At 67.0% G+C, this 26978-nt stretch carries 24 protein-coding genes and 1 tRNA gene; 5 read left to right on the top strand and 20 right to left on the bottom strand.

Annotated features, from left to right (window positions below; translation table 11 throughout):
• The 8 genes from ASC46_RS01970 to ASC46_RS02005 all read right to left on the bottom strand — a co-directional run bounded on the left by ASC46_RS01970 (window position 1) and on the right by ASC46_RS02005 (window position 7226).
• On the bottom strand, window positions 1–756 hold the full coding sequence (locus tag ASC46_RS01970; RefSeq protein WP_055457605.1) for an ABC transporter ATP-binding protein: 756 nt from the start codon (window positions 754–756) through the stop codon (window positions 1–3).
• On the bottom strand, window positions 753–1766 hold the full coding sequence (locus ASC46_RS01975; RefSeq protein ID WP_055457909.1) for a branched-chain amino acid ABC transporter permease: 1014 nt from the start codon (window positions 1764–1766) through the stop codon (window positions 753–755). The genes ASC46_RS01970 and ASC46_RS01975 overlap by 4 nt, the downstream gene beginning before the upstream one ends.
• Window positions 1759–2745, bottom strand: coding sequence for a branched-chain amino acid ABC transporter permease (locus tag ASC46_RS01980; RefSeq protein ID WP_245280440.1), 987 nt, complete (start codon window positions 2743–2745; stop codon window positions 1759–1761). Before ASC46_RS01980 ends, ASC46_RS01975 begins: the two co-directional genes overlap by 8 nt.
• Before the next feature lie 124 nt (window positions 2746–2869).
• Window positions 2870–3988, bottom strand: a complete 1119-nt coding sequence (locus ASC46_RS01985; protein ID WP_055457606.1) for an ABC transporter substrate-binding protein — start codon at window positions 3986–3988, stop codon at window positions 2870–2872.
• A 32-nt stretch (window positions 3989–4020) separates the two neighbouring features.
• A complete protein-coding gene (locus ASC46_RS01990) occupies window positions 4021–4518 on the bottom strand; it encodes an L-2-amino-thiazoline-4-carboxylic acid hydrolase (RefSeq protein ID WP_055457607.1) in 498 nt (165 codons plus the stop codon).
• 32 nt (window positions 4519–4550) lie between these two features.
• Window positions 4551–5837, bottom strand: a complete 1287-nt coding sequence (locus ASC46_RS01995) for an NAD(P)/FAD-dependent oxidoreductase (RefSeq protein ID WP_055457608.1) — start codon at window positions 5835–5837, stop codon at window positions 4551–4553.
• Window positions 5838–6069: 232 nt separating this feature from the next.
• Window positions 6070–6852 (bottom strand): outer membrane protein, encoded by a 783-nt coding sequence (locus tag ASC46_RS02000; protein ID WP_063190019.1) that lies wholly within the window; start codon window positions 6850–6852, stop codon window positions 6070–6072.
• Window positions 6853–7150: 298 nt separating this feature from the next.
• Window positions 7151–7226: transfer RNA gene (locus ASC46_RS02005), tRNA-Glu, on the bottom strand.
• 155 nt (window positions 7227–7381) lie between these two features.
• Here ASC46_RS02005 and ASC46_RS02010 point away from each other — a divergent pair.
• Both ASC46_RS02010 and rpoH read left to right on the top strand, forming a co-directional pair.
• On the top strand, window positions 7382–8401 hold the full coding sequence (locus ASC46_RS02010) for an RluA family pseudouridine synthase (RefSeq protein WP_425349079.1): 1020 nt from the start codon (window positions 7382–7384) through the stop codon (window positions 8399–8401).
• A 191-nt stretch (window positions 8402–8592) separates the two neighbouring features.
• Window positions 8593–9498 carry an RNA polymerase sigma factor RpoH gene (gene rpoH / locus ASC46_RS02015; RefSeq protein ID WP_055457610.1) on the top strand — a complete coding sequence of 302 codons (906 nt, stop codon included), beginning with the start codon at window positions 8593–8595 and terminating at the stop codon, window positions 9496–9498.
• A gap of 120 nt (window positions 9499–9618) precedes the next feature.
• On the opposite strand, the gene ASC46_RS02020 is transcribed toward rpoH, so the two are convergent.
• The 3 genes from ASC46_RS02020 to ASC46_RS02030 all read right to left on the bottom strand — a co-directional run bounded on the left by ASC46_RS02020 (window position 9619) and on the right by ASC46_RS02030 (window position 13208).
• Complete coding sequence (locus tag ASC46_RS02020; RefSeq protein WP_055457611.1) at window positions 9619–10878, bottom strand: hypothetical protein; 1260 nt, start codon at window positions 10876–10878, stop codon at window positions 9619–9621.
• 33 nt (window positions 10879–10911) lie between these two features.
• Window positions 10912–12204 (bottom strand): adenylosuccinate synthase, encoded by a 1293-nt coding sequence (locus tag ASC46_RS02025; RefSeq protein WP_055457612.1) that lies wholly within the window; start codon window positions 12202–12204, stop codon window positions 10912–10914.
• 155 nt (window positions 12205–12359) lie between these two features.
• Window positions 12360–13208 carry a type 1 glutamine amidotransferase gene (locus ASC46_RS02030; RefSeq protein ID WP_055457613.1) on the bottom strand — a complete coding sequence of 283 codons (849 nt, stop codon included), beginning with the start codon at window positions 13206–13208 and terminating at the stop codon, window positions 12360–12362.
• Window positions 13209–13308: 100 nt separating this feature from the next.
• On the opposite strand from ASC46_RS02030, the gene ASC46_RS02035 reads away from it, so the two are divergent.
• The 3 genes from ASC46_RS02035 to ASC46_RS02045 all read left to right on the top strand — a co-directional run bounded on the left by ASC46_RS02035 (window position 13309) and on the right by ASC46_RS02045 (window position 14968).
• The gene (locus ASC46_RS02035; RefSeq protein ID WP_055457614.1) at window positions 13309–14229 is read left to right on the top strand and encodes a DMT family transporter; all 921 of its coding nucleotides are present in this window, start codon (window positions 13309–13311) and stop codon (window positions 14227–14229) included.
• An 80-nt stretch (window positions 14230–14309) separates the two neighbouring features.
• Complete coding sequence (locus ASC46_RS02040) at window positions 14310–14576, top strand: type II toxin-antitoxin system Phd/YefM family antitoxin (RefSeq protein ID WP_055457615.1); 267 nt, start codon at window positions 14310–14312, stop codon at window positions 14574–14576.
• Window positions 14573–14968: a type II toxin-antitoxin system VapC family toxin gene (locus tag ASC46_RS02045; RefSeq protein ID WP_055457616.1), complete on the top strand. Its 396-nt coding sequence runs from the start codon at window positions 14573–14575 to the stop codon at window positions 14966–14968. Before ASC46_RS02040 ends, ASC46_RS02045 begins: the two co-directional genes overlap by 4 nt.
• A 261-nt stretch (window positions 14969–15229) precedes the next feature.
• Here the strand turns inward: ASC46_RS02045 and serA are convergent, their stop codons facing one another.
• The 9 genes from serA to ybgF all read right to left on the bottom strand — a co-directional run bounded on the left by serA (window position 15230) and on the right by ybgF (window position 26943).
• Window positions 15230–16819, bottom strand: a complete 1590-nt coding sequence (gene serA, locus ASC46_RS02050; RefSeq protein WP_055457617.1) for a phosphoglycerate dehydrogenase — start codon at window positions 16817–16819, stop codon at window positions 15230–15232.
• A gap of 99 nt (window positions 16820–16918) precedes the next feature.
• On the bottom strand, window positions 16919–18094 hold the full coding sequence (locus ASC46_RS02055) for a phosphoserine transaminase (RefSeq protein WP_055457618.1): 1176 nt from the start codon (window positions 18092–18094) through the stop codon (window positions 16919–16921).
• Between the two features lie 350 nt (window positions 18095–18444).
• Window positions 18445–19287, bottom strand: coding sequence for an outer membrane protein (locus ASC46_RS02060; RefSeq protein ID WP_055457619.1), 843 nt, complete (start codon window positions 19285–19287; stop codon window positions 18445–18447).
• A 75-nt stretch (window positions 19288–19362) separates the two neighbouring features.
• Window positions 19363–20049 carry an outer membrane protein gene (locus ASC46_RS02065; RefSeq protein WP_055457620.1) on the bottom strand — a complete coding sequence of 229 codons (687 nt, stop codon included), beginning with the start codon at window positions 20047–20049 and terminating at the stop codon, window positions 19363–19365.
• Between the two features lie 211 nt (window positions 20050–20260).
• Entirely contained in the window at window positions 20261–21076 is an 816-nt protein-coding gene (locus ASC46_RS02070) for an outer membrane protein (protein WP_055457621.1), read from the bottom strand.
• A gap of 261 nt (window positions 21077–21337) precedes the next feature.
• Window positions 21338–22681: a phosphoglucosamine mutase gene (gene glmM, locus ASC46_RS02075; RefSeq protein WP_055457622.1), complete on the bottom strand. Its 1344-nt coding sequence runs from the start codon at window positions 22679–22681 to the stop codon at window positions 21338–21340.
• A gap of 186 nt (window positions 22682–22867) precedes the next feature.
• A complete protein-coding gene (gene ftsH / locus ASC46_RS02080) occupies window positions 22868–24793 on the bottom strand; it encodes an ATP-dependent zinc metalloprotease FtsH (RefSeq protein WP_055457623.1) in 1926 nt (641 codons plus the stop codon).
• 140 nt (window positions 24794–24933) lie between these two features.
• Window positions 24934–25956 carry a tRNA lysidine(34) synthetase TilS gene (gene tilS / locus ASC46_RS02085; RefSeq protein WP_157672308.1) on the bottom strand — a complete coding sequence of 341 codons (1023 nt, stop codon included), beginning with the start codon at window positions 25954–25956 and terminating at the stop codon, window positions 24934–24936.
• A 66-nt stretch (window positions 25957–26022) separates the two neighbouring features.
• Window positions 26023–26943 (bottom strand): tol-pal system protein YbgF, encoded by a 921-nt coding sequence (gene ybgF / locus ASC46_RS02090; RefSeq protein ID WP_055457625.1) that lies wholly within the window; start codon window positions 26941–26943, stop codon window positions 26023–26025.
• Window positions 26944–26978 lie beyond the last annotated feature (35 nt).

A 26978-nucleotide genomic window follows, 5' to 3' on the forward strand; every position in this document is an offset into this window, starting at 1 on the left:
CTATTCCTCTACGCCGAGATAGGCCTCGAGCACGGCCGCGTCCTTGCGCACCACCTCCGGCGCGGCATCGGCGATCTTGCGGCCGCTGGCGAGCACCACCACCCGCTCGCAGATGCCCATGACGAGGCCCATGTCGTGCTCCACGAGGAGCACGGTCATGCCGTCGCCGTGCAGGCGCTTGATGAAGGCCGCGAGTTCGCGCGTCTCGGTGTCGTTGAGACCGGCCGCCGGCTCGTCGAGGATGATGAGCTCCGGCTCCATGGCGAGCGCGCGGGCGATCTCGAGATATTTGCGCCGGCCATAGGAGATGTTGGCCGCGAGCTCTCCGGCGAGGCCTTGCAGGCCCACCTGCTCGAGCGCTGCCCAGGCGCGCCGCGAGATGGCCTCGCTCCGCGCCTTGCCGCCGAACACCGCCCCCGCCGCATTGACGCCGAGCATCCCCGCCGCCCCGACAGAGACGTTGTCGAAGACGCTCATGTTCGGGAAGATGCGGAGGTTCTGGAAGGTGCGGCCGATGCCGAGCCGGGCGATACGGAAGGGCTTCTGGCCGTCGATGCGCCGGCCCTTGAAATGCACCTTGCCCGCCGACAGCGGCGTGAAACCCGAGATGAGGTTGAACAGCGTCGTCTTGCCGGCACCGTTCGGGCCGATGACGCCGACGAGTTCGCCCTTGGCGACCGTGGTCGAGACGCCGTCGACCGCGGTGAGGCCGCCGAAGCGGCGCGTCGCGCCGTTGATGGTGAGAAGCGTCGTCATCGCCAGCCCACCTCCGAGCCCGCCTTCGTGCCTTCGCCGCGCCAGGCGCCGCCGAGCTGACGGCGCACGAGGTCGAGCGCCGAGACCTCGCCGATAATGCCCTTGGGCATCAGCAGGATGGAGAAGAACAGCACGCCGCCGACGATGATGTTGCGGAAGTCGCCGACCGGCCTGAGCACCTCCGGCAGGAGGATGAGGACGAGCGCCCCGATGACCGCCCCCGGCAGGCTGCCGAGCCCGCCCACCACCACCATCGCCAGGATGAGGATCGATTGCGGGAAGGAGAAATCGGCCGGCGAGATATAGCCGGCCGTGTGCGCCCACAGCGCCCCGGCAATGCCGGCGAAGAAGCCGGAAACGGCAAAGCTCTCGATCTTCAGCCGCACGGTGTCGAGGCCCATCGCATCCGCGCACTGGTCGTCCTCGCGCAGCGAGCGCAGCGCGTTGCCGTAGTAGGAGTGCGACAGGCGATGGATCACCCACAGCGAGGCGAGCGTAACGACGGCCACGACGAAATAGGCCGAAGCCGGCCGCGACAGGTCGTAGCCGAAGAGCGTGAGGCCGCTGGTGACGAGGATGCCGTTCGGCCCCTTCGTCACCGGCACCCAGTTGAGCATGACGAGATAGAGCATCTGCCCGATGCCGAGCGTCGCCACGGCGAAATAGATCGACACCAGCCGCATGGTCGGCAGCGCCACGAGGACGGCGACGAAGGCGGCGCCGAGCCCGGCGAGTGGCAGGGTCCAGCCGAAGGAGAGCCCGGCCTCCGTGGTAAGCAGCGCCGCCGTATAGGCGCCCACGCCGTAGAAGGCGGCATGGCCGAGCTGCAGGAGCCCCGCAACGCCGGTGACGAGGTGCATGGAGGCCGCGAGCAGCACGAAGATCAGCGCGAGATTGGCCACCTGGTAGAGATAGCTGCGGTCGAAGGCGCCGAGAACCGCCGGCACGACCCCAAGGACGAGGACGAGCACGGCCGCGACGACGAGAAGGGGGCGCAGACGGTCAGACACGGTCGCGAGCTCCGCCAAAGATGCCGCGCGGGAAGAAGATGAGCGTCACGATGAGGAAGCCGTAGGCCACCATGTCGGCCCAGACGGAGGGCACGAAGATGGTCGCGATGCTCTCGCTGAAGCCGAGGATGAGCGCGCAGATGACAGCGCCGGGGATGGACGAGAGCCCGCCCATGACCATGGCGACGAAGGCCTTGATGCCGGGGATGAAGCCCATGCTCGGGAAGATGGCCCCGTAGTAGAGCCCGACGAGGATGCCGGCCGCCGCCCCCATCATGGAGCCTACGGCAAAGGTCCAGATGATGGTGCGGTCGGTGTTGATGCCAACATATTTGGCACCGAGCGGATTGCTCGACACGGCGCGGATCGAGAGCCCGACATTGGTGCGCTTGAGGACATATTGCAGCCCGCCCAGCATCAGCGCCGCCACCACGAAGATGATGACGTCGCCCGAGACGATGGTGATCGGCCCGAGGCTGATCGGGCTGTTGAGCAGCCGGTCGAGCGGCACGGTCTGGAATTGCGAGCCGAAGCCGATCTCGACCGCCTCGCGCACGACGATGGACACCGCGAGCGACGACATCAGCGTCGCCTCGCGCATGGCGCGCGACTTGAGCGAGGCCTCGTCGCTGAAGCGCCGGAACGGCTTGAACGCTATGCGCTCCAGCCCGACGCCCGCGAGCGCCCCCACCGCCACCACGAGGAGCAGCACGACGATGAGCGGCGGCGCGAAGGCGGAGATGACCACGAGCCCGGTAAAGGCGCCGATCGTGTAAACCTCGCCGTGGGCGAAGTTGACGACGTTGAGCACGCCGAAGATCAGCGTGAAGCCGATGGCCATCAGGGCATAGACCATGCCGAGGGAGAGGCCGATGGCGAGTTGCTGCAGGTAATAATCCATCGCGACCGGGAGGTTGGGGCCGAAAAAGCCGCTGAACTCATGCCAATCGTCTTCGAGATCGACGCTCTCCAGCGTCATGGCCGGGCTCGTCCCGGCCATCCGCGCCTTTGACGCTGCGATCGTCTGAGGCGTGGATGCCAGCGACGGGCGCGGGCATGACGGCTGTGGACCGGACCGCCTCACCGGCGGCCCGCAGCTGCGTTCAGTCGGCGACCGCGACGAACTGGCCGCCCTTGACGACGGCCTTGGTCAGCTTCTTGGCCGGCTCGCGGTGGGCATCGAAGGTGGTGTCGCCGGTCACGCCGGGGAAGTCCTTGGTTGCGGCGAGCGCATCGCGCACCTTCTCGCGCGTCGGCTCCGGCCAGGCCTTCTCGAGCGCGGCGAGCATGATGTTGACGGCATCATAGGCCTGGGCCGGGAACTGGCCAGGCTCCGCCTGGCCTGTCTTCTCCTTCCAGGCCGCGACGAATTCCTGCACCTGCGGCGCCGGGTTCGACGGCAGGAAGGTCGCCGTCAGATGCATACCCTCCGCGTCGGCACCGGCGAGCTCGATGAGCTTCTGGTTGTAGGCGGCCGAGGTGGAATAGACCGGGATGGTGAGGCCGAGCTGCTTCATCTGCTTGAGGAACTGCGCCCCATCCTCGTAGAAGAAGCCGGTGTAGATCGCGTCCGGCTTCTCGCGCGCGATCTTGGTGATGATCGGGCGGAAGTCGGCCAGCCCGCGGTTGAAGAACTCGCTGAATACCACCTCGCCACCCTTCTTCTTCACCTCGTCGGCGAAGTTGGAGACGACGGTCTGGCCCCAGTCGGTCTGCTCGGCGATGACGGCAATCTTCTTGAAGCCCTGATCGACCATCCAGTCGGCATTATAGGGCCCTTCCTGCGCCTGGGTGGTGATGTTGCGGAACTGCCATTCCGAGATCTTGGCATAATCCGGATGCGAGGCCGTCTGCGACAGCTGCGGCATGCCGGCACTCTTGTAGACCTGGGCCGAGGCCATGGACACGCCGGAGGTGAAGTCGCCCAGCACGCCGACGATCTCCTTGTCGTCGACGAACTTGCGCGCGATGGCGATGCCTTCCTTGGCGTCCGACCGCGAGTCCTCGAAGACGATCTCCACCTTGAAGGGCCTGCCGGAGGCATTGAACTTGGCGAGCGCAATCTCGGCCGCGTTCTTGAAGTCCTGGCCGTATTGCGCCGTATTGCCCGTGAGCGGCAGCTGGTAGCCGATCTTGACGACCGGCTGCTGCGCGAGTGCCGCCCCGCCCGAGACGGCGAGCGCGGCAAGCCCCGCGCCGATCAAAAGATTACGTCTGTTCATCTCAGTCACTCTCCCCGATTGTCTTCGGCGCCTCAGGCCGCCGTGCCCGGCAGGACCCTGAGACGGCAGCAGCCGCTCTCGCCCGGCTTCCATGTCTCGCCGGCGAAGGTGAAGCCGGCCGCGGTGAACAGGCCCGTGTCGATGGCGCCCGCCATGCGGCACAGCTTGCGCACGTCCTCATCGGAGCGGCCCATCTCCTGCCAGGCTTCCTTCAGTGGGCAGCGGTGGAAGTAGATCTCCAGCTCCTCGCCGTCGCAGCGGCGTACCTCGGGCGAGAACATGCGCTCGCCCTCGATGATCCCGCCGAGGAAAGCGTCCTTCAGCCCGTTGAGGTCGCCCGGGCCGTAGTCCTTGAAATTGCGCCCCATGTCCTCGCCCATGCGGCGGGTCGCCTTCATGCCGAGCTCGAGCGCCTTCTCCTCGCCCAGCTCCTCGCGCAGCGTGTCGAACATGTAGGCATAGGCCGCCGCGCGCATGGCGAAGGCCCGGCGCAGGAGGTTGATGGTGTTGTCATCGGCTTTGTCCGCCATATCGTCCTCTTCCACTGCAGCCTCAAACCGATTCAAGCGATCTCGCGGGCATCGCGCCAGCGATAAAGAACGAGGTTGAGCGGCGCGAGGCGCCGCAGCAACCCGTGCGCCGGCAGGGGCCGCGGCTCGCTGAACGGCAAAGCAACTTCCGCGCCATCGACGGCGCGCGCCAGTTCGCGGCCGATGCTGAGCGACAGCGCCACCGCCCGGCCGTTGCAGCCAGCCCAGGCATAGGCGTCCGGCCCGAGGCGATGGAAGCGCGGGAAATAGTCGGTCGTCATGCCGATATAGCCGTTCCACACATGGCTGAAACGCACCTCGCCGATCTGTGGGAAGATGCGCTTGAGCCGCTCGCCGATGCGCCGCCTGAGCCGCTCCGCGCCGTTGACCGGAGCGATGAGCGCCCCTCCGGTCACGAGCCGGTGGCGTGCGTCGTAGCGCATGAACCAGAGGTCGCCGTGGGTGTCCGACACGGCCTGCCGGCCGGGAATGATCGAGGCCCGCAGATTGTCGCCGAGGGGCTCGGTGGCCATCTGCCACGACAGCACCGGCACCACCTCCTGCGCGATGGCAGGCGCGAGTTCTGTGGCGAATTCCCCGGTATAGGCATTGGTGGCGAGCACCAGCGCCTTGGCCCGCACCTCACCGTGCGGCGTCGCGACGCGCCAGCCGCCGCCCTCGCGGGCGAAGGAAAGGGCCGGCGTGCCGGCGAAGATGCTCACGCCCTTCGCCGCCACGGCGCGTGCGAGGCCGCGCGCGAGCGCCAGGGGATTGATGTGCCCGCCGCTGCGGTTCCAGAAGCCGCCGTGCCAGGCCTCGGAGCCGGTCATCTGACGCACGCGCTCCCGGTCGAGCAACTCGACCGGCGCCCCGTAGCGACTCCACTGCGCGACGCGCGCCTCGGCAATCTTCATGCGCCCCGGCGTATGCACCGGCTGGATCCAGCCGGTCTGTTCCGCCTCCGCCGGGATATCGAGGCGACGCACCAGGTCGAACAGCACGGACGCGCTGTCGCGCAATAAGGCGACGAAGCGCTCGCCGTCAGCGCCGTGCCTTGCGACGATGTCGTCGGGGTTCGGGCGCGTCAGGGTGGGAATGACCTGGCCGTTGTTGCGGCCCGAGGCGCCCCAGCCCGGAGCGGCAGCCTCGAGGAGCACGACGCGCTTGCCATCCTTGGCGAGATGGAGCGCCGTCGACAAGCCGGTGAAGCCGCCACCGATGACGACGACATCGCCGGTGGCCACACCCGCAAGCGACGGGTAATCGCCTCCCGGAGGCGTTACGTCCGCCCACAGCGACGGCGGCCAGGCCGACTTCATATGCTCCACTGCCCCCTCCGATCCCACCACGGGCGACAGCCCGAAGCGTCTCAAAAACGTAACTTATTGATTATTTCGCGACAGTCGCAAGCCCCCCCAATTCCACAGCAGACAGGATAATATCCATAATTCCCGCATAAGAACGGGCATTTTCCGGCCGGCGGCAAATGAAAACGGCCGCCTGCGCAGTGCGCAGACGGCCGTGATGCCGCCTCGGAGAGGACCCGATCGATCAGAACTTGTAATTGAGACCGGCGCGGACGACGCTGAACTGCGTGTCGCTCTTGACCGTGAGGGTGTCGCCGGCGAGCGCCGGGTCCGTTCCCGTGTAGCCGAGCCGCGTGTTCTTGTCGCCGAGATCGACGTAGAGATATTCGCCGCGCAGGGTCAGGTTGTTCGTGATGGCATATTCGAGGCCCGCACCGAGCGTCCAGCCCCACTGCGTGTGGTTGCCGCGGCCGGACCAGGAATCCTCGCCGATATCGTCCGCCACCGTCATACGATGCTTGACCTGGCCATAGGCGAGACCGCCGGTGGCATAGACGAGGAGACGCTCGGTCGGGGTGAAGCCGACGCGCGCGCGCACGGTGCCGTACCAGTCCACCGTCGCCTTAGCGAAGACGGAGCCGCCGTCACCTTCGAAGTCGGCCACCACGCCGCTGATGCGACGGTTGACATTGAGATAGTTGAAGTCGGCTTCGGCGCCGAGGACGAATTGGCCAATCTGGTAATTGTAGCCGATCTGCGCACCGCCGGTGAAGCCGCCACTGTCCGACTCGCGCAGGCCGAGGGCCGCGCCGACGTTGATGGACTGGAACGTATCCTCGTCGCGGACGTGCAGAGAGCCATGCTCCCAGGCGCCGCCGACATTCACACCGGCGTAGAAGCCGGTCCAGGTGAAGATCGGCCCGACGGGCACGACCGGAGCCATCTGCCGGGATGGCAGATCGGCAGCGAGAACCGGGCCGGCGACGGCGAGCGCCAGGATTGAAATCGAAGTGCGAAGTGCACGCATCAGTACCCCCAGTGTAAGAGTAGCGACACCTTACTCACTGTGGGTAATCAATCAATTAATATAGGCACAATGTGCCTCGAAAACAGGCGCAACGGAAGAATTTTAGATAAAATTCCGTAAAAATTGGCAAAAAACTCCCCCGACAGCCGACGTGAGGGCACGGCGCGCGCTCGCATGTGATGTTGCGCAGAGTCGCACGCGATTTTGCGCGCTACAGCTCTAAAGGTGAACATATGCTGTCCCACCGAGTGTCCCACCTTAGATTTTTTTGATGTTTTTCAGGCGCTTATGAGGCGGGTGGCGCTCCCAAGGGGACTCGAACCCCTGTTTTCGCCGTGAGAGGGCGACGTCCTAGACCGCTAGACGATGGGAGCGTCTTGCGTGAGGCCGCTTCTATATAAGCGCTTCGCCCCCTGTTCAAGTCCTGTCGCGGCACTTTGTGTCAAAAACCGTCCGTCTCCACAGTCTCAAGACGGTTCTGTTGCCGGGAGAGGCTTGACTGGACTGCCGCGACGGGCGACGAGCGCTCATGAGCGACAAGATGGCGGATGCCGGCCGAACCATCCATCTGACCGCCGGGGCAGATGATGCCGGCGTGCGGCTCGACCGCGCGCTCGCGCTCAGGCTTCCGGACCTGTCGCGCAGCCGCATCCAAGAACTCATTAAGGATGGTCACGTCAGCGTCGGCGGAAAGCCCGAAACGAATGCATCGCGCAAGCTCGCCGCCGGCCTCCCTCTCGCCGTCACCGTGCCTCCGGCGGCGGCGGCGGAACCGTCCGGCGAGGATATCCCCCTCAGTGTGCTCTACGAGGACAACGCGCTCATCGTGATCGACAAGCCGGCGGGTCTTGTCGTGCACCCGGCCCCCGGCAACGAGACGGGCACGCTCGTCAACGCCCTCATCGCCCATTGCGGCGCGAGCCTCTCGGGCATCGGCGGCGTCCGGCGGCCGGGCATCGTGCATCGCCTCGACAAGGACACGTCCGGCGTCATGGTGGTGGCGAAGACCGACGAGGCGCACAAGGGGCTGAGCGCCCAGTTCGCCGACCACGGCCGCACCGGGCCGCTTCACCGGGCCTATGTGGCGGTGGTCTGGGGCGTGCCGCAGCCGCTGGCCGGCACGATCAGTGCGCCGATCGACCGCGCCCCGCACAACCGGGAGAAGATGGCGGTCGCCCGCGCCGGCCATGGACGCGAAGCGGTCACGCACTATATGGTGGAGGAGCGTTTCGCCGCCGGGCACGCGGCGGATGTGGCGAGCTTTGTGCGCTGCCGCCTTGAAACGGGGCGCACGCACCAGATCAGGGTGCATCTCGCCCACCGCGGCCATCCGCTCCTCGGCGACGCAATCTACGGCAGCGGCTTCCGGACGAAGTCGGCCCTTCTCGGAGAGGCGGCGCGCCAGGCGTTGAGCGTGCTGTCTCGCCAGGCGCTTCATGCGGCCGAGTTGGGCTTCGCCCATCCAGTGACGGGCGAAGAAATGCGCTTTGCAAGCCCGCTGCCGCCAGAGCTACTGAGGCTCGTGAACGCGCTGCGCGCGAACACCTGAAAGCGCGGGTGCGGAGTCCGATGTGTGCGCTAGCGCACATGCCGGACGAAACCAACGGCCGAAACTGCGGTTCTGAGACAGTCGGATGCCCTCTTTCGGACAATGTGTTCCCGGATGTAGGGTGTTCAGGACGGCTGGCCAGGGGGCGGCCGTCACACGGCCTGCCGACAGGGGGCCGAAAGGAGGTGAAAATGGCTACCGGCGCACTTCCCACGCTCGCCAGCGAGGGCGGGCTTTCGCGCTATCTCGAAGAGATCCGCCGTTTCCCGATGCTGAAGCCCGATGAGGAATTCATGCTCGCGAAGCAGTGGCGGGAACACGGAGACCGCGACGCGGCGCACAAGCTCGTGACGTCGCATCTGCGGCTCGTCGCGAAGATTGCGATGGGCTACCGCGGCTATGGTCTGCCCATCGCCGAGGTGGTCTCGGAAGGCAACGTCGGCCTGATGCAGGCGGTCAAGCGCTTCGAGCCCGACAAGGGCTTCCGCCTCGCGACCTACGCGATGTGGTGGATCAAGGCTGCGATCCAGGAATACATCCTGCGCTCTTGGTCGCTCGTGAAGATGGGCACGACCGCGAGCCAGAAGAAGCTGTTCTTCAACCTGCGCAAGGCCAAGGGCCGCATATCCGCCTATGAGGAGGGCGACCTGCGACCGGAACAGGTCAGGGCCATTGCCAAGCGCCTGGGCGTGCCCGAGCAGGACGTGGTCGAGATGAATCGCCGCCTCGGCGGCGACACCTCGCTCAACGCTCCCCTGCGCCAGGACGGTGACGGGGAGTGGCAGGACTGGCTGGTCGACGAGAGCGACGACCAGGAAGCCAACCTCGTGGCCGAAGAGGAGGGGCGCAACCGGCTCGCTGCCCTGCGCCAGGCGCTCGGCGTGCTCAACGAGCGCGAGCGGCGCATCTTCGAGGCGCGTCGCCTGCGCGACGATCCGATCACGCTCGAGGATCTCTCCAGTGAATTCGGCGTCTCCCGCGAGCGCGTGCGCCAGATCGAGGTCCGCGCCTTCGAGAAGGTACAGGAGGCCGTCAAGCAGGGTCTCGCCCGCATTGAGGCGCCGAAGGGCGACGGTCAGGCGCTGAGCCCGGCCTGACGTTGCGGCCGAATGGCCTCCGAAGAGCAACGGCGGCCGAGGGGCCGCCGTTTTGTTGTGCGGGTCTGCCCGTCCGATGGGTGACGCGGGGGCTGCCTCACCGGCGCCCCACAAGGCTTGCTATTGCTGGCCTGCCCAGACGCGCAGGGCGGCCTCGAGCGCCTGCTCGCCCGACAATCCCTTCTCGAAGGCGAGCACGGCGCGCCGGCCGGATGCATAGCGCAGCGGAATGTCCATCCACGACCGCGACCGCAGCAGCTCGGTGTTGCGCTCCACATCGCTGGCGAGGTTGGAGAGCCCGACCAGGAAGAAGTTCGACGTCACCGGCACCGGCAGCCCGGCGAGCGGCGTGCCGCGCGCCCCTTCGTCCGTCTTGAGCTGCGGCACGCCGACTTCCCGGACCGCCCGTTGGGGATCCGTTTCCTCGAACGTCATCTCGACGGTATGGGATGCCGGCAGCGTCGCGTCGGTGTTGCGGCGGAAGGTCAGATTCAGCGTGAAGCCTGCCTCGGGCACGGCAACTTCGGCACGTACCACCGTTTCGAGCGGCTGCCCTTCGCCGGGGTTGACGGTGTCGAGCCGCCAGACCGCACGCCCGCCAGTGGCCCGCGGCGCCTGGTTGGCATCGCCGGTCTCCTCATAGAGGATGGCCCGCTGCGAGACCGCCACCGCGCCGCCGGGCGGCGTCGCCTGCTGCGGCGGCTGCGGCTGCGGCTGCGCCGGCGGGGCCTGGTCGGACGGCGGACCGCCGATGCGATCGTTGAACTTTGCCTCACCCTCCGTCGGCGTCTCGCCGGGCTCCGTCTGTGCCTGGTCCGGCACCGGTGCGGGCGCCTCCTGCCGCAGCCACAGGGCCGTGCCGGCTATTGCCGCAATGGCAAGGGCGAGGACGCCGGCAACGATCAGCGTGCGACGGCGCTCGCCACCGTCGCGAGCGCCGCGCGACGGAGACAGGCGCGGCCGCGCCGGGCGCTCGTCCTCGCCCCGGGGCAACGCTCCGTATCCGCCCGGCATACCGGGCGGCTCGGCCGACTGGTCGTCGCCCGGCCCGTAGCGGTCAATCTCGCCATAGCCCCCGCCGCTCCGGTAGGGATCCCGGTCATCGTCGTAGCCTGCCGTCGCCCCTACCGCCTCATCGAAACGCGGCTCCAGCGGATCGTCATAGAGAGGCGGCGCATATTCGTTCTCGATCCGCGCGATGACATCATCGAGCGCGATCTGTTCGCGCTCGATATCGGCCTCCGACAACGGCGGGTCCACCGCCCGCAACTGCTGCAGCAGCACGACGCGCGCCCGGTCGTAGATCGCGCGCCGCGTCTCGGGGGTGTTGTCCGGCAGGCCGGCCACGGCCCGCGAGAGCAAAGGATAATAGTCCGCCATCGGCTCCCGAATGTCCCGAAAACGTGGGGCCCGTCAACCTTCGAAGGGATTATGCACGAGGATCGTATCGTCGCGCTCCGGGCTCGTCGACAGAAGCGCGACGGGGGCGCCGATCAACTCCTCGATGCGCCGGACATATTTGATGGCCTGGGCCGGCAGGTCCGCCCAGGAACGCGCGCCCGCTGTCGTGCCGGGCCAGCCCTCGATGGTCTCGTAGACCGGCTCGACGCGCGCCTGAGCGCCCTGGCTTGCCGGCAGATGATCGAGCACCTCGCCGTCGAGGCGATAACCGACACAGACCTTGATCTCGTCGAAGCCGTCGAGAATGTCGAGCTTCGTCAGCGCGATGCCGTCAATACCCGAGGTGCGTACCGTCTGGCGCACCAGAACGGCGTCGAACCAGCCGCAGCGACGCTTGCGCCCCGTTACCGTGCCGAACTCGCGGCCACGCTCGCCGATGCGCTGCCCGATCTCGTCGTCGAGCTCCGTCGGGAAAGGCCCCTCGCCCACCCGAGTCGTATAGGCCTTGGCGATACCGAGCACATAGCCCACCGCCTTCGGCCCGAGGCCGGTGCCCGTCGCCGCCTGGCCCGCCACCGTGTGCGAGGAGGTGACGAAGGGATAGGTGCCGTGGTCGATATCGAGCAGGGCCCCCTGCGCGCCCTCGAAGAGGATGCGGCTGCCGTGGCGGCGTTCCTCGTCGAGCAGGCGCCACACCGTGTCCATGTAGGGCAGCACCTTCGGCGCCACGGCGGAAAGCTCGTCGAAGATCTCCTCGGCGCCGAACTCGGCGAGACCGAAGCCGCGGCGCAGGGCGTTGTGATGCGACAGGAGGCGCTCGATCTTGGCGGGCAGCGTCTCGAGGTCTGCAAGGTCCATCAGGCGTATGGCGCGACGGCCGACCTTGTCCTCATAGGCCGGGCCGATGCCGCGGCGCGTGGTGCCGATGCGCGTGCCGGCGTTGGAATTCTCGCGCAGCGCATCAAGCTCGCGGTGCAGCGGCAAGATGAGCGTGGCATTGTCGGCGATGCGCAGGTTGTCGCGCGTGATGCTCACCCCTTGGGTGGCGAGGCGATCGATCTCGTCGACGAGCGCCTGCGGATCGAGCACGACACCATTGCCGATGACGGCGAGCTTGCCGGGGCGGACGACGCCGGACGGCAAAAGCGAGAGCTTGTAGACGGCATCACCGATGACGAGCGTGTGGCCTGCATTATGCCCGCCCTGGAAGCGCGCGACGATGTCGGCCTGCTCGCAGAGCCAGTCGACGATCTTGCCCTTGCCCTCGTCGCCCCACTGGGCGCCGACCACCACGACATTCGCCATTTACGTCCAGCCTCCGGCTGTTCCGGCCATCAACATGATAAACCCCGGCGCAAGCTCACCTTGGCCGGGGTTTCCTTGCACCCTCTCTTGGGCGATCGGGAGGCGAAAATCAAGCCCGGCGCATGCGCCCACTGCGATTTGCGACGGCTCCCGGGTCAATGCCGCATCGTGCCGCCGTTGCGGCAACGGGCGACGAAATTGCGGATTTCGAGCGTGCGCAACGCCTCCACGAGCACCTGCTCGTCGAGGCCGTGTCGCCAGGCGAGGTCGCGTCGGCTGCGGTCGGCATCGAGCGCCCTGAGGTCACCGACATAGCCGGCAACTTCGGCCGGGTCGCGGAAGAAGCCTTCGTCGGTCAGCGGCCCGGCCATGCGGTCCATGATCGCGGCGAGCTCGGTCAGCGAGAATTCCGGGTGATACTGCACGCCCCAGAAGACGCCTCGCCCGTGGCGGATCTCCGCCGCCTGCACGCCGGCCATGCCGTTGGACGCAAGCACGATGGCGTTCGCCGGCAGGCTGGCGACCACATCGAGATGCACGCAGGGCGCATCGAAGGCACCGGGGCGTCCTGCGAGCAGCGGATGCCCCCTGCCCGCCTCGCTCGGCGTGATTCGTCGCGCAAAACCCACCTCGCGTCCGAGCGGGTTGGGCGTCACCGTCCCGCCGGCGGCGACTGCCGCCACCTGCAGCCCCCAGCAGGAGCCGAAGGACGGCACGCCGCTGTCGTAGACCGCCCGCATCAGCTCGATCTGCCGCCGCGCCGGCGCCTCGTCATGGTAGACGTGCAGCGGCGAGCCCGTGAGGATCACCGCATCGTAGGAGGAGAGCCCGGCGCCGGACGGCAGCTGCGCATCGGCATCGGCAGGCAGCGCGATATCGCAGGCGGCGGCCGGCGCGATGCCCTTCACGACGGCAGCATAGGCCTCGCCCGGCGTCAGGCCGAAGCCCGCGCGGTGGCGCTCGCGTGCATCTTCGGGATAACCATCGACGATCAGCAACCGCATCCTGTGACACCCTCTGCCGCAATGCTCCCCTGCGTCTAGGCCCCTTACGGGCCGGCGGCAAGCACCCTAGTCTGCAACGCCATCTTCACGGAAGCCGCCCTTGACCCTGCAGCCGTTGACCGCCGCCCGCCATCGCCTCGATCACGCCTACCTGCTCCTGACGCTCACCACGCTCATGTGGGGTGGCAATGCCGTCGCGAGCAAGCTCGCGGTCGGCCACATCACGCCGATGGTGCTGACGTCGGCGCGCTGGATCGTCGTCTGCCTCATTCTGCTGCCGCTCTACGGCCGGGCCCTGCGCGACAACTGGCGCATGATCGCCTCCCACCGGCACCGCGTAATCCTGATGGGTGCCTTCGGCTTCACCGGCTTCAACGCGCTCTTCTATCTCGCCGGCCACCATACGAGCGCGGTCAACATCGCGATCATGCAGGGATCGATGCCGATCCTCGTACTCGTCGGCGCGCTCATCTTCTTCGGCGTTCGGGCCACCTGGCTGCAGATCGTCGGCGTCATCGTGACGCTCGGCGGCGTCGCCATGACGGCAACCCACGGCGATATCGCCACCATCACGCAGTTCGCCTTCAACATCGGCGACGTGTGGATGTTGATCGCCTGCGTGTTCTACACCGGCTACACGCTTGCCCTGCGCGGCCGCCCGGACGTGCCGGGGCTCGTCTTCTTCCTGGCGCTCGCCATCGTCGCCTGCCTCACCTCCTTGCCGCTGCTGGCCTGGGAGATCAGCGCCGGCGACGCCTACTGGCCGACCTGGCAGGGCTATCTCGTCCTCATCTTCGTCGCGCTGTTTCCGTCCCTGCTCTCGCAGATCACCTTCATGCGCGGGGTCGAACTCATCGGGCCGAGTCGCGCCGGCGTCTTCGTCAATCTCGTGCCCGTCTTCGGCGCCCTGCTCGCCGTCCTCATCGTCGGCGAGCCCTTCGGCTGGCATCACGCGGTCGCCATGGCCATGGTGCTCGGCGGCATCTTCATCGCCGAGCGCCTGGGGCGGAAGATCGGCTGAGCAGGTGCGGCAAGCTCGCCTCCGTGGCTTGCCCGAGCAGGGCCTATTGTGTACACATATGAGTGCACGCGAGGATCGCCATGGCTCAGGCACGGAAGGACAATCAGGTCAGGGTCGGCGTCCGTGAGTTGCGGGCCAATCTCAGCGGGCTGCTCCGGCAGGCCCGCCAGGGAACATCGGTCCTCGTCATGTCGCGCAACGAAATCATTGCTGAGATCGGCCCACCTCCCGGGGGAGAACGTCCGCGCCGGATGCCGGGGATGCTCAAGGGAAGCATCCGCATGGCGCCGGATTTCAACACGCTCCCCGAGGAGATCCTGTCCGCCATGGAAGGGGACGCTGATTGAGGCTGCTGCTCGACACGCATGCCCTCTTGTGGTGGCTGTCGGGCGACGCGCGGATTGAGAGTAGGGCTGAGGATCTCATCAGCGACCCAGCGAACGACATCTTCGTCAGCACGGCTTCGCTGTGGGAGATCGTCGTGAAGGTGCGTATTGGCAAGCTCGAAGCCGGCATCGGGGACATCCTTGCCGCGATTGACGCCCAAGGCTTCGAAATGCTCGACATCCGCCCGGATCACCTCGACGAGCTTGCCCGTCTGCCGATGCACCACAGGGATCCCTTCGATCACCTGCTCATCGCCCAGGCCATCGCCGAACGCCTCACCCTCCTGTCGGACGACCGGCACGTGCCAGCCTACCCGGTGGCGCATGTCACGTGTCGCGACGGCGATCCATAATCGGCTTTGACACTGGTCCGTCAGATCGGATCAACATCGAAGACGGCTTTCCCCGAAACAAAAACCCGGCGCGTCGGTCGCGTCGGGTCTTGTTGCTGCAGCAGTCGCGTCGGGTCTTGTTGCTGCAGCAATTGTCTCACGCTGCCCCCGTCACGGCATGGCCGGGCTTGTCCCGGCCATCCACGCGTTGCTCGCTTCCCGGCGTGGATGCCATGCGACGAGCGCGGGCATGACGGCGAAGCGCGGCGCGGTTTGTCCCCCTCAGAACGTCAGCGCCTTGGCCTGCTTCACGCCCGGGATGGTCTGGATGTCCTCCAGCACCTTGGCGGGCACCTCGCCGTCCACCTCGACGAGCGCGATGGCGGAGCCGCCGGGGGTGTCGCGGCCGAGGGCGAAAGTGGCAATGTTGACACCCGCATTGCCCAGGATGCCGGCGAAGCGACCGATGAAGCCGGGCTTGTCCTCGTTCGTCACATAGATCATCGACGGGGCGAACTCGGCGTCGACCGTGATGCCCTTGATGTTGACGATGCGCGGCTTGCCGTTGGCGAAGACCGTGCCGGCGACCGAGCGGGTCTGCCGTTCGGTGACGACCGTCAGGGTGATGAGCGCGTCGTAGTCGTGCTCGGCCTCGCGCACGGTCTCCTCGACGACGATGCCGCGCTCCTTGGCGACGACCGGCGCCGACACGACGTTGACATCCTGCAGGATCGGCCGCAGCAGGCCGGCGATGGCGGCCGACGAGAGTGCGCGCGTGTTGAGATGCGCCACGGTCCCCTCGTAGGTGATGTGCACGCTCTTCATGCCGGTCTCGGTAAGCTGCCCGGCGAAGGAGCCGAGCTTTTCCGCAAGCGCGATGAAGGGCTTGAGCTTGGGCGCCTCTTCGGCCGTGATCGATGGGAAGTTCACGGCGTTCGAGATGGCGCCGCGCAGCAGGTAGTCCGACATCTGCTCGGCCACCTGCAAGGCGACGTTCTCCTGCGCCTCCGTCGTCGCGGCGCCGAGATGCGGCGTGCACACGACGTTAGGGTGGCCGAACAGTGGGTTCTCCGTCGCAGGCTCAACGGTGAAGACGTCGAAGGCGGCACCCGCCACATGCCCTTCGTCAAGCGCCTTGCGCAGCGCCACCTCGTCGACGAGGCCGCCACGGGCGCAGTTGACGATGCGCACGCCCTTCTTCGTCTTGGCGATGTTTTCGGCCGAGAGGACGTTCTTCGTCTTCTCGGTGAGCGGCGTGTGCAGGGTGATGATATCGGCCCGCGCCAGAAGGTCGTCCAGTTCCACCTTCTCGACGCCAATGTCGAGCGCGCGCTCGGGTGACAGGAACGGGTCGTAGGCGATCACCTTCATCCTCAGGCCGAGCGCCCGCTCGGCGACGATTGAACCGATGTTGCCGCAGCCGATGATGCCGAGCGTCTTGCCCGTGATCTCGACACCCATGAAGCGGTTCTTCTCCCATTTACCGGCCTGGGTCGAGGCGTCGGCAGCGGGAATTTCACGCGCGAGCGCGAACATCATGGCAATGGCATGTTCGGCGGTGGTGATGGAATTGCCAAAGGGCGTGTTCATCACGATGATGCCCTTGGCCGTTGCGGCCGGGATGTCGACATTGTCGACGCCGATGCCGGCCCGGCCGATGACCTTGAGGCGCGAGGCCTGCTCCAGAATCTTCGGCGTGACCTTGGTGGCCGAGCGGATGGCGAGGCCGTCGTAGTTGCCGATGATCTCGGCGAGCTTGTCCTTGTCCTTGCCGAGGTTCGGCTGGAAATCGACCTCAATGCCGCGATCCTTGAAGATCTGCACGGCAGCGGGCGACAGGGCATCAGAAATGAGAACCTTGGGGGCGGTCATGGGTTTTCGCCTCGATGGAATTGGGCAGTCGGCAATCGGCAGATAGGCAGTCGGAGAAGGCAGATCGACGATTGCCGACTGTCCCGACTGCCCCCGCCGTCAGGCGGCAGCGGCGAGCTTCGCCTTCTCGGCGGCGAAGGCCCAGTCGAGCCAGGCCGTCAGGGCCTTGACGTCGTCTGTCTCGACAGTGGCGCCGCACCAGATGCGCAGACCGGGAGGTGCGTCGCGGTAGGCGCCGATATCATAGGCGACGCCCTCCTTCTCGAGGGCGGCGGCGATGCCCTTGGCGACCGCGGCGACCGTTTCGGGCCCTTTCATCACCACCTCGGGATCGACGATCTTGAGGCAGACGGAGGTGTTGGAAGCCGTCGCCGGATCCTCGGCGAGATTGGCGATCCACGGGCTCGCCTCGACCCAGTCGAGGAGCGCCTTCGCATTGGCGTCGGCCTTCGCGACGAGCGCCTTGAGGCCGCCGAGCGACTTCGCCCATTGGAGCGCGTCGATATAGTCCTCGACACAGAGCATCGACGGCGTGTTGATCGTCTCGCCCTGGAAGATGCCCTCGATGAGCTTGCCGCCCTTGGTCATGCGGAAGATCTTGGGCAGAGGCCAGGCCGGCGTGTAACTCTCGAGCCGCGCGACGGCGCGCGGGGAGAGGATGAGCATGCCGTGCGCCGCCTCGCCGCCGAGCACCTTCTGCCAGGAGAAGGTGACGACATCGAGCTTCTGCCAGTCGAGATCCTGCGCGAAGGCGGCGGAGGTCGCGTCGCAGATGGCGAGGCCTTCGCGGTCGGCCGCGATCCAGTCGGCATTCGGCACGCGCACGCCCGAGGTCGTGCCATTCCAGGTGAAGACCACGTCGCGCGTCCGGGTGTCGACCTCGGCGAGGTTCGGCAGCGTGCCGTAGGGCGCCTTGATGACGCGCGCGTCGGTGAGCTTGAGCTGCTTGACGACGTCGGTGACCCAACCCTCACCGAACGACTCCCAGGCGAGCATGTCGACGCCGCGGGCGCCGAGCATCGACCACAGCGCCATCTCGACGGCGCCGGTGTCGGAGGCCGGCACGATGCCGATGCGGTAGTCCGCCGGCACGTTCAGCACTTCGCGGGTGAGGTCGATGGCGAGCTTCAGCTTCGCCTTGCCCACCTTGGCGCGGTGGGAGCGGCCGAGCGGCGCGTCGTTGAGGGCTTCAAGGGTCCAGCCGGGGCGCTTGGCGCAGGGGCCGGAAGAAAACTGCGCGCGCGCGGGCCGCGCGGCGGGAACATTCGTCGTCATGTATCCATCCTTTCAGATGGGCGCTTCCCGTTGGGGGGAAGTGTCCCGCGGATGGGGATACGCGAGCCCCGCTCCCGCGTCAACGGCGGAATTTGGACAACGATGCCGCAGGGGGCAAAGAGACCGTCGGCGGTCGGGCGATCTCCCGCCACTCCCTCACGAGCGGCCTCGTTTCCCGGACGCATGCGACGAGGCGGTATGCCGCCCGGGGACCCAGCACAGGGAACCGCCGACGGCGCCATGACAGAGGCCCCGGATCAGCTCCGCATCCTTCTCGTGAGCGGTGTGTCCGGGGCTCGAAGGTGCGGTGGGGACCAGAGGTTCGCCTGTGAGCGCCTCGCAAGCCCCATTCAGAACTTCGCCGCCACCGCGCCCCGCACGGTGTGGAGATCCGCGTTCACGTTCTCGAACGAACCGAACCGGACATATTCGTATTCGCCGCGAAGGAAGAGGTTCTCGGTCAGGAGAATGTCGAGACCCAGGCCTGCGGCAATGCCGACCGCATAGGTATCCTTCTTGCGCTCGCTGGCCGAGCCGTAGAGCCCCGCCGCGCAGGCCGGCGGTGTGCTGCCCGTCGTGTCCTCGCACAGATAGACGTTCGCGCTGCGGGTCACATCGGCGCGACCGACCGCAAGACCGAGCGTCGCATAGGGCAGGAAATTGCCAAGATCGTAGCCGGCGCGTCCGCGGAACGTCAGATAGTCGGTCAGCTTCACCTGGGCGCTGGATTCCAGCCCGACATTATACGTGTAGCCGTTGCTGGTGGCCGTCCAGAACCTGTTGCTGTCCGAAGCCGTCGCATCGAGATTGAGTCGCGTGTAGCCGAGCTCGACGCCGAGGACCACATCCTCCCACTGGCTGTTGTAGCCGACGAGAAAGCCGTAGTTGCCGCCGCGCACGTCACGCTCCGGCAGCACCGTTGCGCCCGAGATGCGGCGCTCCTGCTCGACGGCGAGATTGCGCAGGATATAGGCGATCTGGCTGCCGTTCGCCGTGCCGAAATCGATATTGGCGTTGGAATAGCCGCCCTGCACGCCGATGTAGAAGCCGCCCCAGGCGCCGGTCGGCTCGCTGTCGCCATAGGCGGGCATCGAGCCGCGCAGCCAGCTGCCGCCGAGATCGGCAGCATGAGCGGCCGGAGCCGCGAAAGCCCAGCCGAGACCAATGACCAGGCCCGGAAGAAGCGCGCGCATCGATCAGAACTCCCCAACCTCCAGTACAGCCTCGATCATTGCCCGTTAACCTTAATATTCCGTTGCGAATGCCGCTCAGTCGAAGGTGTAGCGCAGGCCGAAGCGCACCTCGTGGCTGCGCAGGTCGCCGACGCGCACCGCTCCGCCCGCCGCCCGCGCCTTGCCGAGATCGGCGAAGCGATAGCCGAGATCGAACTTGAGCGAGGTGGTGATATCGATGGCCGCGCCCGCCATCAGCGCCCAGGCGAATCCGGTGCGCGTGCCGCCGTCATAGGCGATGTCCGTACCGGTCGCCGTCGCGGTCTCCCGGACGGAGCCGAGCCGGTTGACCGCAAGACCGGCACCCGCGCCGACATAGGGTGTGATGCCGGACCACGTGCCGAGGTCGGCATAGAGATTGGCGAGCACCGCGACGGAATTGAGCTTGGCCGTGGCGGCAAGCCCCGGGGCGGAGGCCGAGAGGCTGCGCTCGGCGAAGACATCCCCCGTCACGTCCGCCCGCAGCCAACCGAAGTCGTAGCCGAGCCCGAGCCCGAAGGTGGCGTTCTTGTCCAGCCGCTCCCCGATGTAGCCGAGGCCGTTGATGGACAGCGCGGGGTCGATCGGCATGGCGTAGCCGACGTCGCCGCGCAGGTAGAAACCCTCCCCGCTCGCCAGCACCCCCGGCTCGGGATCGAGCACCGGCGCCGGCGGAAGCTCGGCCGCAGCGACGGGGGCCGCCACGACGAGGGACAGGGCTGCGACGAGAAAGGCATGACGCATCGAGAAATACTCCCGGGACAGACGCAATGGGCGTGGGCAAGGGAGGCACCACCATTTGCCGGGAGCTTGCCGCCAAGAAGTTAAGTGACCATTAACCTTAACGAATGTTGACCGAAGATCTCGGCTCCTTTCGCCGACGGCCGGCAAAAAGAAAGCGCGGCGTAGGACGCCGCGCTCCTAGAACTGCGATGATGGCCCGCTCTGCAGCCGATCAGTATTTGGCGACGATCGGCTCGTAGCTCTCGGCAACCACGGGGCCGCCGAACATCCAGCGCATGCCGAGCTTCACGTCGTGCGAGGACAGGTCCTTGAACTTCATCGGGTTGTACACGTTGTTCGTGCCCGTGTACGTGATGATGTCGCCGCTCTGCGCATCGCCCAGATTGACGTAGCGATAGCCGAGCTCGACTGTAAAGTTCGGCGTCACGGCATAGGCAAGGCCCGCATAGAGCGCCCAGGCGAAGTTCCACTTCGAGGCATCGCGCGCATAGGCCGAACCGAGGTTCGGCACGTTCTCGTCGCGGAAGCTGTGGATGGTGTTGTAGGAGCCGCCAACGCCGGCGCCGACGAAGGGCGTCACGCCGTGCCAAGTGCCGAGGTCGAGATAGGCATTGGCAAGGAACAGCCATTCGGACTTCGAGCCCGAATAGTTGTTGGAGCCCGCGGCATAGCCGGGGCCGGCCGGATAGACGTCGTAGCCGTGGAAATTCGCCCGGGCGCGATATTCGCCCGTGACGTCGAAACGTAACCAGCTGTTGAACTGGTAACCGAGGCCGACGCCGAAGAACGGTGCCGCATCGAAGGCCTTGTCGATGTTCACGACGGTGGCGTCGTAGAGCACGTTGTCGAGCTTGTCGACTTCCTGGTTGCTGAAGCCGATGTCGCCTCTGAGATACCAGCCGCCGAAAGCGACGGGTTCGGGCACCGGCAGGGGCGCCGGCGCAGGCAGAAGATCGGCCGCCCGGGCGCCGGAGACGAGCCCGGCGGCCATGAGGCCGGCGCACGCAATGAATTTCAGGCTGCCCATGAGTATTTCCTTCGTACCGGGCAAATCGTGCTTGCCCGCAAAACCGCAGACGAAGGCAATCTAGGCACTACTCGTTAAATATCGCTTAAGCCTAACGCTTAACCCTACCGATCCGTTAAGATGAATCGACAGCGGCGGCCGCCGGAACGGCGCTGGAGGACGGCCGGCGACCTTCCTTGCCCTCGACGGGTGGGACGTGCCGCCGCATCGCCGACCGCTCGCTCCTGTTGCCGGGTGCACAGACCCTGCACGATGCCGGCGTCAGGCGGCGGCCCTCGTCAGCGCGTCGCAGACCTCGCCCACCACCTGCTCCACGAGGTCGCGGTCGTCGCCCTCGGCCATCACGCGGATCACCGGCTCGGTACCGGAGGGCCGGATCACCAGGCGTCCGTTGCTGCCGAGCCGCTCGCGCGCCGCATCGACGGCATTGGCGACGGAATCGTTCTTCAGCGGCTGGCCGTCCCGGTAGCGCACGTTCTTCAACACCTGAGGCAACGGCTCAAAGCAGTGGCACACCTCGCTCACCGGCCGGTCCTGCGCCTTGAGGACGGCCAGCAGTTGCAAGGCCGCGATGAGGCCGTCGCCGGTCGTCGTATGGTCGGACAGGATGATGTGACCGGACTGCTCGCCGCCGAGATTGTAGCCGTGCGCCCGCATGTGCTCCAACACGTAGCGGTCGCCCACCGCCGTGCGGGCGAGTTCCAGTCCGCGGCCCGCGAGATAGCGCTCGAGGCCGAGGTTCGACATGATGGTGGCGACGATACCGGGCTTCGACAGGCGCCCGTCGGCCTGCCAGCTCGAGGCGATGACGGCCATCAGCTGGTCGCCGTCCACAAGATGGCCCTTCTCGTCGACGATGAGCACGCGGTCGGCATCGCCGTCGAGCGCGATGCCGATGTCGGCACGGGTCTCGCGTACCTTGCGCACCAGCGCCTCCGGTGCCGTCGAACCGACCTCGTGATTGATGTTGAAGCCGTCCGGCTCGTCGCCGATGGTGATGACCTCGGCCCCCAGTTCCCACAGCGCCTCGGGCGCAACCTTGTAGGCGGCGCCATTGGCGCAGTCGACGACGATGCGCAGGCCCTCGAGGTCGAGCTGGCGCGGCAGGGTGCGCTTGGCAAATTCGATGTAGCGCGCGTGCACGCTCTCGATGCGCTTGGCCCGGCCGAGCCCCGCGGGCGGCGCCAGCCGGCTCGTCAGATCGCTCGTCATCAGAGCCTCGATCTCGCGCTCGACCTCGTCGGACAGCTTGTAGCCGTCCGGGCCGAAGAGTTTGATGCCGTTGTCTTCGTACGGATTGTGCGAGGCGGAGATCATCACGCCGAGGTCGCAGCGCATGGAGCGCGTCAGCATGGCGACCGCCGGTGTCGGCACTGGCCCGAGCAGCAGCACGTCCATGCCGACCGAGGTGAATCCGGCCTGCAGGGCGGATTCGATCATATAGCCGGACAGGCGCGTGTCCTTGCCGATGACGACACGGTGGCGATAGTCGCCGCGATGGAAGACGAGGCCGGCCGCCTGGCCGACGCGCAGGGCGAGCTCGGGCGTGATGGTGCCGTTGGCCCGGCCACGGATGCCGTCGGTTCCGAAGAAGCTGCGTGTCATGTGCGTAGAGCTCGGTGCGTGCAAGAAGAGGCCACTCTTATCTGAACCCGCGCGAATATATCATCCGGCATCGGCCAATGATGCGCGCGCTTTGTTCACAAAGTATGAGCGCAGATTACAGCCGCTCGATCAGAAAGACGAACGGCGCCCGACGGCGCCGTTCGGCCTGCGTTGGGCGTAAGCGTATCAGGCCTGCGGCTGCGGCTCGAGGCCGGCGTCCGGCTCGCCGCGCGGGCGGTTGAAGCCAGCCGACGGCACGGGCGAGTGGCGCGTGGGCGCCGCCGGCTCGCCGGCATCGCGCACGGGTGGCTTGCCGTCGAGCAGATCGCGGATTTCCTCGCCTGTCAGCGTCTCGTATTCGAGCAGCCCCTTCGCCAGAAGCTCCAGCTGATCGGCCTTCTCCTTGAGGATGCGGGTCGCCTCGGCGTAGCCCGCCTCAACGAAGCGGCGGATCTCGGCATCGATCTTCTGGGCGGTCGCCTCCGAGACGTTCTGCTGGCGTGCCACCGACATGCCGAGGAAGACCTCGTCCTGATTCTCCCCGTACATGACGGTGCCGAGCTCGTCGGAGAAGCCCCACTGCGTCACCATCATGCGGGCGAGCTTGGTCGCCTGCTGGATATCGGAGGCAGCGCCGGAGGTCACCTTGTCCTTGCCGAAGACGAGTTCCTCTGCCACGCGGCCGCCCATCATGATGGCGAGGCGCGAGGTCATCTGCTCGTAGCTCATGGAGAGCTTGTCGCGCTCCGGCAGCTGCATGACCATGCCCAGCGCGCGGCCGCGCGGGATGATGGTCGCCTTGTGCACCGGGTCTGTCGCCGGAACGTTGAGGGCAACCACGGCGTGGCCGGCCTCGTGATAGGCGGTGAGACGCTTCTCCTCCTCGCTCATGACGAGGGTGCGGCGCTCGGCGCCCATCATCACCTTGTCCTTGGCGTCCTCGAACTCGCGCATGGTGACGATGCGCTTGGAGCGGCGGGCAGCAAGCAGGGCCGCCTCATTGACGAGATTCATCAGGTCAGCGCCGGAGAAGCCCGGCGTGCCGCGGGCGATGACCTTGAGGTCGACATCCGGAGCGAGCGGCACCTTACGCACGTGCACGCGCAGGATCTTCTCGCGGCCGGCGACATCCGGGTTCGGCACCACGATCTGACGGTCGAAGCGACCGGGGCGCAGGAGAGCCGGATCAAGCACGTCCGGGCGGTTGGTGGCGGCGATGATGATGACGCCCTCGTTGGCCTCGAAGCCGTCCATCTCGACGAGCAACTGGTTCAGGGTCTGCTCGCGCTCGTCATTGCCGCCGCCGAGGCCGGCGCCGCGGTGGCGGCCAACCGCGTCGATCTCGTCGATGAAGATGATGCAGGGCGCGTTCTTCTTCGCCTGTTCGAACATGTCGCGCACGCGGCTCGCGCCGACGCCCACGAACATCTCGACGAAGTCCGATCCCGAAATCGTGAAGAAAGGCACGTTCGCTTCACCCGCGACGGCGCGGGCGGTTAGCGTCTTGCCGGTGCCCGGCGGGCCGACGAGCAGGCAGCCGCGCGGGATGCGCCCGCCGAGCCGCTGGAACTTCTGCGGATCGCGGAGGAACTCCACGATCTCCTGCAGGTCCTCCTTGGCCTCCTCGATGCCGGCGACGTCCTCGAAAGTCACGCGCCCGTGCGCCTCGGTCAGGAGCTTGGCCTTGGACTTGCCGAAGCCCATGGCGCGACCGGCGCCGTTCTGCATCTGCCGCGACAGGAAGATCCAGGCGCCGATGAAGACAAGCAGCGGCAGCCAGTTGACGAGCAGGGCGATGAACCAGGGCGTGGAATCCTGCGGCGGCTTGGCCGTGATCTGCACGCCCTTCTGCGACAGCTTGCTGATCAGGTTGGGGTCGTAGGGCGCATAGGTGGTGAAGGTGCCGCCCCCGCCGATATAGGTGCCCGTGATGTTCTGGCCCGAGATCACCACGGAGCCGATGCGGCCGTTCTCGGCGTCGGCGATGAGCTGCGAATAGGGAATTTCGTTCGCGGCCTGCCGCTGCCCGGGGTTCTGGAAGAGCGTGACCAGTGCCAGCACCAGGAGAAAGATGACTACCCAGAGGGCGAAATTACGAAAATTGGGATTCATCGTTTCCCTGTCGCTTTGTTCTTCGGCACCGGAACCCGGGCCGCACTCATGTCCAAGCTAATTTAAGATCGCGCTAAACCCTTGCCAAGGGAAACCCAACCCGAGAGGCCCCTTAAGGGAATGTTCGTATCAGCGCCGTATCAGCCAGATGTCGGCGGCTTTTCTGGGGCGCGCCGGCCGCGCCGGCGTGGGGGCTCGGGCGTGATGCGCACGCGACCGCCGGCATCGAGCGCAACGAGCATCCCCGCCAGCGTCGCGCGCATGGTGCCGCCGGCTGCTTGCGCCCGCCGCAGCGACGAGGCCAGGGCCTCCAGCCGCTCGAGACGCAAGGGCACTGTCGGCGAGGTCGCTCCACCCGCGGCTTCCGCAATGGCACGCTCGAGCACGCGCAGCATCAACTCCTCCGGCAGGCGAAAGATCTCAGCCAATATTTCGACACCCCCATTTCCTTCCGCAAAGGGGTGGATGAGCCGGGCCGCCTCGGCCTGGGCGACCGACGCGAGGGCCTCATCCGCCCTTGCAGCCCGCGCCGCGAGGCGCACGAGCCTCTCCCGCGTCAAACCGAGCGTAGCGGCAGCAGCTCGCGCCGCGGAGCCGCGCAGCCGCGCCCGCGCGTAGGTCGGATCGCGGTTCGAGGGATCGTCCGTTGGCACCAGACCGGCTGCCGTCACCGTCGCCGCGAGACGCGCCTTGGGAATGGCGATGAACGGCCGCGCGAGGCACAGGCTTGGCGCGACCGCGACCCGCGGTCGCATGGCAGCCAGGCCGGCGATGCCGCTGCCTGCGGCAAGACGCATCAGCACGGTCTCGGCCTGATCGTCGCCGTGATGGGCTGTGGCGATGCAATCGGCGCCGATCGCGGCGGCATGGTCAGCGAGCAGGCGGTAGCGCGCCGCACGGGCCGCTTCCTGGATGCCGTGCGCCGGTTTCTCGCCATGCCAGCGTAGGGTCGCGTGCGCCAAGCCGAAGCCAGCCGAAATCCGCGCCACGGCCTCGGCCTCCGCCGCGCTTTCAGCCCTGAGGCCATGGTCGACGGTGGCGACGCTGACGCGCGGCTTGCGTCCGGCACGGTCCAGCCAGCCGGCAATGGTGATCAGAAGGGCAAGGGAATCGGGGCCGCCGGAAACGGCGAGAAGAAGATGGCGGCTGTCGACGAGTTTCAAGAAGGCCGCATCGACCTCGTCCGGAGCGAGAGGCTCATCTTTGGCGTGCGAGGACCCGTTCACGGGTCAGCAGCGCGCCCGCTCGCGCTCGGCCGCCTGACGCACGGCTCCGGGAGCCTGCGGATATTTGCGGGTGACTTCGGCGAAGGTGGCGCAGGCCTGCTCGCGGGCGCCGATCGCGTTGAGCGCCTGTCCGAGCTTGAGCAGCCCCTCGGGGGCACGGCCGGCACTGGGATAGTCTGTGGCGAGCTTCAGATACTGCTCGGCCGCCTCGTTGTAGCGCTTGCGCTGGTAATAGGTTTCGCCGAGAAAAAAGGTTGCGTCGGGCACGAGCCGGTCGCGTGGATGTGACTGGAGAAATTGGCGCAGGCCCATCTCCGCCGCATCATACTGGCGCTGCCGCAGCAGTGCGACGGCCGTTTCATAATCCTGCGCCGGGTTCGCCGATCCCGTCGCAGCGATGCTCGGTCCGCTGCGCGCCGTCGGCGCAGAAGCCGCCATCGCCTCCCGCGCCAGCGAATTGATGTCCAGTGGCGTGCCGGCACCGGGTGCAGGATCGTCGCCGATGATGGCGACCCCGCCCGTGGCGCTGTTGGCCGTGTTCACCGGCGCCTCGCCGAGATTGCGCGGAGCCCCCGGCGCCGCAGGCGCGGCCGTGGGGTCGAAGGCATCGCCGCGCCGCTGCGGTGCAGGGGCAGGCGCCGGCTGGGTGCGCGGTGTCGTGGCGCCGGAGCGACCAGCCCCGCCCCCTTCCTGGAAGCGGAATTCCACGTCCTCCTGGAACCGCTGCAGCGTTTGCATGAGCTGCCGGTTCTGGTGCTGCAGTTGCTCGACCTGGCCCGAGAGTTCCCGCACCTGCCCTTCGAGGCGGTTGAGGCGCACGAACATGTCAGCGGCATCCTGCGCGCGTGCGCCTTCGGGCAGGACGATCATGACAGCGGCCGTCGCGAGGAGCGCGACGGCGATGCTTCGGAAGGTCTGGATCATGCGATGCATTCGGTTAGCCGCGTTTGTCGCGTCGG

It is taken from the genome of Chelatococcus sambhunathii (genome assembly GCF_001418005.1).
Taxonomy (GTDB): domain Bacteria; phylum Pseudomonadota; class Alphaproteobacteria; order Rhizobiales; family Beijerinckiaceae; genus Chelatococcus_A; species Chelatococcus_A sambhunathii.

What these genes read in the sequence shown, in the direction of transcription:
- ASC46_RS02025 (WP_055457612.1), bottom strand. Translation starts at nt 12,204, where the DNA reads ATGGCGAATGTCGTGGTGGTCGGCGCCCAGTGGGGCGACGAGGGCAAG.
- ftsH (WP_055457623.1), bottom strand. Translation starts at nt 24,793, where the DNA reads ATGAATCCCAATTTTCGTAATTTCGCCCTCTGGGTAGTCATCTTTCTC.
- ASC46_RS02055 (WP_055457618.1), bottom strand. Translation starts at nt 18,094, where the DNA reads ATGACGACGAATGTTCCCGCCGCGCGGCCCGCGCGCGCGCAGTTTTCT.
- ASC46_RS02065 (WP_055457620.1), bottom strand. Translation starts at nt 20,049, where the DNA reads ATGCGTCATGCCTTTCTCGTCGCAGCCCTGTCCCTCGTCGTGGCGGCC.
- ASC46_RS01985 (WP_055457606.1), bottom strand. Translation starts at nt 3,988, where the DNA reads ATGAACAGACGTAATCTTTTGATCGGCGCGGGGCTTGCCGCGCTCGCC.
- ASC46_RS02060 (WP_055457619.1), bottom strand. Translation starts at nt 19,287, where the DNA reads ATGCGCGCGCTTCTTCCGGGCCTGGTCATTGGTCTCGGCTGGGCTTTC.
- ASC46_RS02020 (WP_055457611.1), bottom strand. Translation starts at nt 10,878, where the DNA reads ATGGCGGACTATTATCCTTTGCTCTCGCGGGCCGTGGCCGGCCTGCCG.
- ASC46_RS01970 (WP_055457605.1), bottom strand. Translation starts at nt 756, where the DNA reads ATGACGACGCTTCTCACCATCAACGGCGCGACGCGCCGCTTCGGCGGC.
- ASC46_RS02000 (WP_063190019.1), bottom strand. Translation starts at nt 6,852, where the DNA reads ATGCGTGCACTTCGCACTTCGATTTCAATCCTGGCGCTCGCCGTCGCC.
- ASC46_RS01990 (WP_055457607.1), bottom strand. Translation starts at nt 4,518, where the DNA reads ATGGCGGACAAAGCCGATGACAACACCATCAACCTCCTGCGCCGGGCC.
- ASC46_RS01995 (WP_055457608.1), bottom strand. Translation starts at nt 5,837, where the DNA reads ATGAAGTCGGCCTGGCCGCCGTCGCTGTGGGCGGACGTAACGCCTCCG.
- ASC46_RS02010 (WP_425349079.1), top strand. Translation starts at nt 7,382, where the DNA reads ATGAGCGACAAGATGGCGGATGCCGGCCGAACCATCCATCTGACCGCC.
- rpoH (WP_055457610.1), top strand. Translation starts at nt 8,593, where the DNA reads ATGGCTACCGGCGCACTTCCCACGCTCGCCAGCGAGGGCGGGCTTTCG.
- ASC46_RS02070 (WP_055457621.1), bottom strand. Translation starts at nt 21,076, where the DNA reads ATGGGCAGCCTGAAATTCATTGCGTGCGCCGGCCTCATGGCCGCCGGG.
- ASC46_RS02030 (WP_055457613.1), bottom strand. Translation starts at nt 13,208, where the DNA reads ATGCGGTTGCTGATCGTCGATGGTTATCCCGAAGATGCACGCGAGCGC.
- glmM (WP_055457622.1), bottom strand. Translation starts at nt 22,681, where the DNA reads ATGACACGCAGCTTCTTCGGAACCGACGGCATCCGTGGCCGGGCCAAC.
- ASC46_RS01980 (WP_245280440.1), bottom strand. Translation starts at nt 2,745, where the DNA reads ATGACGCTGGAGAGCGTCGATCTCGAAGACGATTGGCATGAGTTCAGC.
- ybgF (WP_055457625.1), bottom strand. Translation starts at nt 26,943, where the DNA reads ATGATCCAGACCTTCCGAAGCATCGCCGTCGCGCTCCTCGCGACGGCC.
- ASC46_RS02040 (WP_055457615.1), top strand. Translation starts at nt 14,310, where the DNA reads ATGGCTCAGGCACGGAAGGACAATCAGGTCAGGGTCGGCGTCCGTGAG.
- serA (WP_055457617.1), bottom strand. Translation starts at nt 16,819, where the DNA reads ATGACCGCCCCCAAGGTTCTCATTTCTGATGCCCTGTCGCCCGCTGCC.